The 6,762-nt window shown below is 44.0% G+C and carries 4 protein-coding genes; all 4 read left to right on the top strand.

The genetic code is table 11. The annotated features are described in order from the left end of the window. Positions 1 to 155 precede the first annotated feature (155 nt). The 4 genes from JGK07_RS32325 (at position 156) to mgtA (ending at position 6,340) form a co-directional block, all read left to right on the top strand. Positions 156 to 584: a hypothetical protein gene (locus JGK07_RS32325; RefSeq protein WP_293186945.1), complete on the top strand. Its 429-nt coding sequence runs from the start codon at positions 156 to 158 to the stop codon at positions 582 to 584. Between the two features lie 27 nt (positions 585 to 611). Next, positions 612 to 2,369 (top strand): ABC transporter ATP-binding protein/permease, encoded by a 1,758-nt coding sequence (locus tag JGK07_RS32320; RefSeq protein WP_293186944.1) that lies wholly within the window; start codon positions 612 to 614, stop codon positions 2,367 to 2,369. A gap of 422 nt (positions 2,370 to 2,791) precedes the next feature. After that, on the top strand, positions 2,792 to 3,640 hold the full coding sequence (locus JGK07_RS32315; protein WP_293186943.1) for a DUF6544 family protein: 849 nt from the start codon (positions 2,792 to 2,794) through the stop codon (positions 3,638 to 3,640). Positions 3,641 to 3,823: 183 nt separating this feature from the next. Beyond that, the gene (mgtA, locus tag JGK07_RS32310) at positions 3,824 to 6,340 is read left to right on the top strand and encodes a magnesium-translocating P-type ATPase (RefSeq protein WP_293243541.1); all 2,517 of its coding nucleotides are present in this window, start codon (positions 3,824 to 3,826) and stop codon (positions 6,338 to 6,340) included. Positions 6,341 to 6,762 lie beyond the last annotated feature (422 nt).

Raw genomic sequence — 6,762 nt, 5'->3', positions numbered from 1 at the left:
GATTTGTGAAATGGTTGAACCAAAATTGGGACGTATTCTCGGCTTATAAAGCCAGTTTAGGCCTTGTTTGGGCTTAAAATTTGTTTAAGTCCCGCTAACGACTATGCAGGAATTTATATTCGCTCTAACACTGTCAGCTTTGCCCGTTCAGTAACTTGATTGGAGCAATTATTGCTGAAGCGTTACCGTCATCAAAACAAACATTAGGACTAGCATTGCACGCTGCTGCTGGCGTACTACTGGCGATCGCATCTACCGAACTGATACCTAGAGTTGTCATCGCTAAACCTGCTTGGGCAACGATGTTTAAGAGTCAAAATATGCCGAGAACAAAGCGATTTTTGTTACTTGCTGCATTTATTATCCCTGTTTGGCTGGGCGCGACGTTAGGCTATTGGGGATTGCGCGGACAAGCCGATCTTCCCAAGCTAATTGTGCTGGCATTTACCACAGGCACTTTAATCACGGCGATTGCGGAAGAGATTATTCCGGAAGCGCATCAAACTCAAGATACAAACTGGTCTATTTTAACGTTTATCGGAAGTTTTGCGCTTTCAATACTATTTTCATATTATATTAAATAGGTGAGAAACTTTGTATGAATAGAAGTAATGCAACGATTTAATCTAACTATACTCAAACAGTTCTGGGCGATCGCCAAATCTTACTGGTCAAGCGACGAAAAATGGCGCGCGCGCGGCTTATTGCTATTAGTGATCCTGTTGTCCCTTGGCTACACAGGACTAAGTGTACTTCTCAACAACAAGCGAGGCGAGCTAATTTCGGCATTATCGGCTCACGATGAAGCTAGATTTTGGCAAACAATTCTAATTTTTGCCGGGACATTAGTTATTTATGCACCATTATATGCAGGCTATGATTATTTGCGCGATCGCCTGGGCTTGGAGTGGCGGCGATGGTTGACTAACTATTTTGTCGATCGCTATTTCCAGAATCGGGCATTTTATAATCTAAATCATGCCGATGCTGACATTGATAATCCCGATCAGCGGATTGCTGAAGATGTCAAAAGTTTTACCCAAGAATCGTTAAAACTACTGCTGGCGGTAGTTGATTCTTTGTTGGCTGTGGCGGCGTTTAGTGGCGTGCTCTGGGGCATTTCTAAGCCATTAATCTTGTTTTTGGTACTCTACGCGCTGGTTGGTACTTTGGCGACTGTTGGGGTATTTGGGAAGCCCTTGATGCGACTCAATTTTGGGCAGCTTAAAAAAGAGGCCGATTTTCGGTTTAGTTTAGTGCGGGTGCGAGAAAATGCTGAGGCGATCGCCTTTTATCAGGGAGAACCGCGTGAGTCCGCTCAAGTCAAAGGCAGATTTGTCGAAGCTTTCGACAACTTCAAGCGCTTAATTTTTTGGGAGTTGAATCTGAATATCCTGACTAACGCCTATGAATTTATTCCCTTCATTCTGCCTGCAATTGTAGTCGCGCCCGGCATTTTTGCGGGTGACTTAGAAGTTGGTAAAGTTACTGAGGCGCAAGGAGCTTTCATTCGAGTCTTTTTCTCGCTCAATCTAATTGTGGCACGCTTTCAATCCCTTGCTACTTTTGGCGCGGGTGTCGAGCGTTTATACACCTTTTTAGAGTGTTTGGAAACTGATCGCTCAACTTCCCAGGAGTCTGAGGACGCCCTGGAAACAAGTATCAAAACTGAAATTGCCGATCGACTGGCGATCGAAAACATGACCCTTCAAACACCGAACCGTCAACGGACTTTGGTGGAGGATCTATCGGTGAAACTCTCTACTGGCGAGGGTTTGCTGGTGAGAGGGCCTAGCGGTTGCGGGAAAAGTTCTTTGTTAAGGGCGATCGTTGGACTGTGGGATGCAGGAAGTGGCACAATTTCGCGGCCTACCCTGGATAAAATGTTGTTTTTGTCGCAGCGTCCTTACATGATTTTAGGGACGTTACGAGATCAAATGCTGTATCCAAATATGGATTCGGAAGTTGAAGATTCGCAGTTGAGGCAAATTTTGATGCAGGTAAATTTACCCGATTTAGAGCAAACGCATGGAGGATTTAACACTGAACAAAACTGGGCGGAGCTTCTATCTTTGGGAGAACAACAGCGCCTTATTTTTGCACATCTTCTGCTCAACAAACCTAGCTACGCCATTTTAGATGAGGCTACTAGCGCCCTCGATCCTGATAATGAAAAACATTTATACCAACAGTTACAAGCCTCTGGTATGACATTTTTGAGCATTGGACATCGAGAAAGTTTGAGTAATTATCACGAGTCTATTTTGGATTTGACCGCAGATCATACCTGGTCTTTAACAGATTCTGAAACTATATCTATCGAAATAGAAACGGAGGATACGGCAGTGCCGTTTCCCTACCCCAATTAATTGTAGGGAAACGGCACTGCCGTCTCCTGATTCTTGATTGGTTGTGCTTAATCTATTCCTATTGACAGAGATTACACTTAAAAATTTGAAGTCAAATATCTGTACTGCGATCTGGGTATTTTTCAACTTTGTGATTTTCTATATGCTGTATGCCGCGATCGCCAATAAACTCGATGTCTGGCTCTGGATTGGTTATGGATTTGTATCTCTAGAAGCTATAATTTTACTAACCTTTCGATTCGTCTGCCCATTAACTCTGATTGCACGGAAGTATTCAAATTCAACAAAGGAAAATTTTGCGATTTATTTTCCTAATTGGCTATCAAAGTATACGTTTTCAATATATACGACTATTTATTTGTACGATCGTTCTTATCATCACCATCTATCAACTTCTAAATCAACAAACATAGGTAAGTATCATGTGGATTAAGTGGATGGCAATTGTTGGTGTTTTAATCGTAGTCAGCTTGGGAATTGCTGCGATCTATGGTAGCTATCGCTGGCAGTCAAACACCGATCGCCTACGAGCCAAATTAATAAATGGACAACGGACAATTAAGTCCCAAATCTATGACCAAAAAGAGATCGAAGGCTTGCCAGAACCCGTGCAGCGATTCTTTCAGACAGTAATTAAGGACGGACAAGCGATCGCCTCTGCGGTCAAACTCTCTCAGCAGGGACTGTTCAATCTGAGTGAAACTGAAGATAAGTGGAGTCCGTTTACAGCCACTCAATTTGTGACGACTCAACGTCCGGGTTTTGATTGGGATGCACGCATCCAGATGGCACCAGGAGTTAATGCCTTTGTTCATGATACCTATTTGTTAGGAGAAGGCAGTTTACACGCATCATTACTCGGTCTTTTTACCGTTGCAAATATGCACGGTGCGCCTGAAAACAATCAAGGTGAATTATTGCGGTTCTTGGCTGAGACTCCTTGGTATCCGACTGCACTATTGCCCAGTCAAGGTGTGCGCTGGGAGGCGATTAATGACACCTCCGCCCGCGCTACTTTGACGGATGGTGCAACCACTGTCTCTGTCGTATTTCAGTTTAATGCTGAAGGTGCGATCGCCACTATGCGGGCTGAGGCTCGTTATCGCGACAAGCTAACTGCGATGCCTTGGTGCGGGAGATTTGGGGAATATTCAGTTCGCAATGGGATGCTGATTCCTTTAGAAGGCGAGGTGGGATGGGAATATCCAGAAGGCATTCGGCTCTATTTTAAAGGAAGAATTACAGAGATTGAGTATGAGTTTGCATCGTGAGGGATGGCAAATTTAAAACGGGTGCATCTGGTGCTTTTCAAATATATTCGTAGGGGCGGTGCGAACAGTCTCTGAAGGGGTTTGGCGTTAAGTTGACACCAATGACCACTGCCGTGTCCATACACCTGAAATTAGGGCTGTCAAAGCTATAGTAAAACCTTTAAACAAATCAGGTATAAAATCATGAATCCACAGTCCATATTTTGGAGCTTGTCCACGGAGCAGGTGCTTCAGCAGACGCACTCTACAGCCACAGGATTAAGCCGTGCTGATGCAAAACAACGCCTAAGCCAGTACGGCGCAAACAGCCTCAAACAAACACACAAATCGAGCGCATTCGTGCTGTTGCTCAATCAGTTCAAGAGTCCGATTATCGTGATTCTGATTTTCGCGGCAGTGCTCTCGATTTTTCTGAAAGATGCGCTAGATGCCATCATCATTTTGGCGATCGTCCTAATCAGCGGACTATTAGGATTTTGGCAAGAGCGAGGAGCATCGAACGCCGTCGAAAAATTATTAGCCTTAGTGCAAGTTAAAGCAACTGTGTTGAGGGATAATCAATCTCAAGAAATCCCCAATGAAGAAGTAGTTCCCGGCGATATTGTGGTGCTTTGTGCAGGTAAAAATATTCCCGGCGACTGTCTAGTTTTAGAGTCAAAAGATTTATCGGTGAATGAAGCAGCACTCACAGGAGAAACCTATCCGGTTGACAAATTTAATGGTGTATTGCCCGCTGAAACTGGACTAAATCAACGCACCAATTCCCTTTATATGGGAGCCAATGTGATTAGTGGAACGGGGAAAGCAGTAGTTGTTCATACTGGAAAAGAAACTGAATTCGGCAAAGTATCGGAACGCCTGAAACTGAGGCCTCCCGAAACAGAATTTGAACATGGGCTGAGCAAATTCGGCTACTTTTTGATGGAAGTAACGCTAGTTTTGGTCGCTCTAATTTTTGCAGCCAACGTCTACCTGCATCGCCCTGTGCTCGAATCTTTTATGTTTTCTCTGGCGTTGGCTGTGGGTTTGACCCCTCAATTGCTACCTGCGATCGTCAGTGTTAACCTGGCGCGCGGTGCCCAGACAATGGCGAAAAAGCGGGTGATTGTGAAGCGCTTACCCGCGATCGAGAATTTTGGCAGTATGAATGTGTTTTGCACCGATAAGACGGGTACGCTGACGGAAGGAGAGGTGAAAATTCACTCTGCGGTTGATGTGGAGGGGGAAAATAGCGATCGGGTTTTACTTTACGCTTATTTGAATGCCGCATCTGAGTCTGGTTATGTGAATCCGATCGACAAAGCGATTCGCGAATACAAAACATTCGACATTTCGGGCTATCAAAAGCTCGATGAAGTTCCCTATGACTTTAACCGCAAACGTCTCAGCATTCTGTTCAAAAAAGACAGCACGCATTTGATTATTACCAAAGGTGCACTGAAAAATATTTTGGATGTTTGCTCAACCGTTGAAACTGCTGAATGGAAAACGATCGACATTGCGGATCGGCGACAAAAACTCCACCAACAAGCGGAAGATTTGGGCAGTAAAGGATTCAGAGCCTTGGGTGTGGCTTATCGGGATTGTGAGCAAGATTCCTTCACCAAAGATGATGAAACAAACATGACATTTCTGGGCTACCTTGCGCTCTTCGATCCGCCAAAACCTGGCATCGCTGATACTCTAAAAGAGTTGCAATTACTGGGAATCACTCCGAAAATGATTACTGGAGATAGCAAGGCAGTTGCTATCAGTATTATTCAGCAGGTAGGACTGCGTGAATCAAAAGCTTTGACTGGATCTGAGCTAGAAAAAATCAGTGATGAAGCCTTGATGCACCTAGTACAAAATACCAATGTTTTTGCTGAGGTAGAACCAAATCAAAAAGAGCGGATTATCATCGCCCTTAAAAAAGCAGGGAATGTCGTGGGATATCTGGGAGATGGCATTAACGATGCTTCTGCGCTTCATGCCGCTGATGTTGGTATCTCAGTCGAAAGTGCCGTGGATGTTGCCAAGGAAGCTGCTGACATTGTGTTGATGGAAAAGGATTTGAATGTCCTGATCGAAGGTGTTAAGGAAGGACGGATTACATTTGCCAACACTTTAAAATATGTCTTTATGGCAACTAGCGCTAATTTTGGTAATATGTTTAGCATGGCGGGAATTTCTCTGTTTCTGCCCTTTTTGCCTCTGCTTCCGAGTCAGATTTTGCTGACGAACTTATTAACTGATTTCCCAGAATTGACCATTGCAACCGATCGCGTAGACAAAGATTTAGTCAACAAACCGCGCCGGATGGACATCAAGTTTATCCGCAACTTCATGGTCGTGTTTGGTTTGCTAAGTTCCATATTTGATTACCTGACGTTTGGGGCGCTGCTGTTGCTGCTACACGCTCAACCACAACAGTTTAGAACCGGCTGGTTTTTGGAGTCTGTCATCTCTGCTTCGATGGTTGTGCTGGTTGTTCGTACCCGCAAATCTATTTTTGACAGTAAACCCGGAAAATACTTGTTGATGGCGACGCTGGCTACCGTAGGAGTGACGATCGTCATTCCCTGGACACCTCTAGGAACGCTGCTGGGATTTCAACCGTTGCCGTTGAGTTTTGTGCTGGTGCTGGGTGCGATCGTCCTGTTGTACGTTACGGTGGCTGAGAATGTGAAACGAGTGTTTTATCAACGAGTGAAATTTTAGTCGTTAAGGCGCAACACTTAGGAATAAAAAATCAATAACTTGATGAATCGTCAGATATAATTAAAAATAGGGATAGCTTACTTATTTGACCAAAACAGAGTTCAAATTGCAACTTTTTGTAGCGAAATGTGGTATATGTTTTTAGACAAAAATTAGGTTTAAATTAGGAAGTGCGATCGCTCATAACTCAGTAATGACCCAAGAATGGCAAAATACCTTGATTCAATCGCGTAAGGGCGATCGTACTTTCAACAGTTCTGAATACAGAAACCCAGTTGCTTAAAATAATACAATACGCTTGGGTTAAGACAGAGTCCCCTAAGCCGTTACATAAATCCTACCCAAAGTTACTCAAGATTGGACAATATTGGACTTTGAGCTTCGTTTACTTCCTGCTTCATCCTGGTAGTGTCGGCACTCAC

The organism is Microcoleus sp. PH2017_24_DOB_U_A, from assembly GCF_020738205.1.
Lineage (GTDB): Bacteria > Cyanobacteriota > Cyanobacteriia > Cyanobacteriales > Microcoleaceae > Microcoleus.
Note: the sequence above shows the minus strand (reverse complement) of the source record. Positions and strands in the feature narration are given on the sequence as shown.

Coding starts and splice junctions, on each gene's coding strand:
- JGK07_RS32320 (WP_293186944.1), top strand. CDS start 612: ATGCAACGATTTAATCTAACTATACTCAAACAGTTCTGGGCGATCGCC.
- JGK07_RS32315 (WP_293186943.1), top strand. CDS start 2,792: ATGTGGATTAAGTGGATGGCAATTGTTGGTGTTTTAATCGTAGTCAGC.
- mgtA (WP_293243541.1), top strand. CDS start 3,824: ATGAATCCACAGTCCATATTTTGGAGCTTGTCCACGGAGCAGGTGCTT.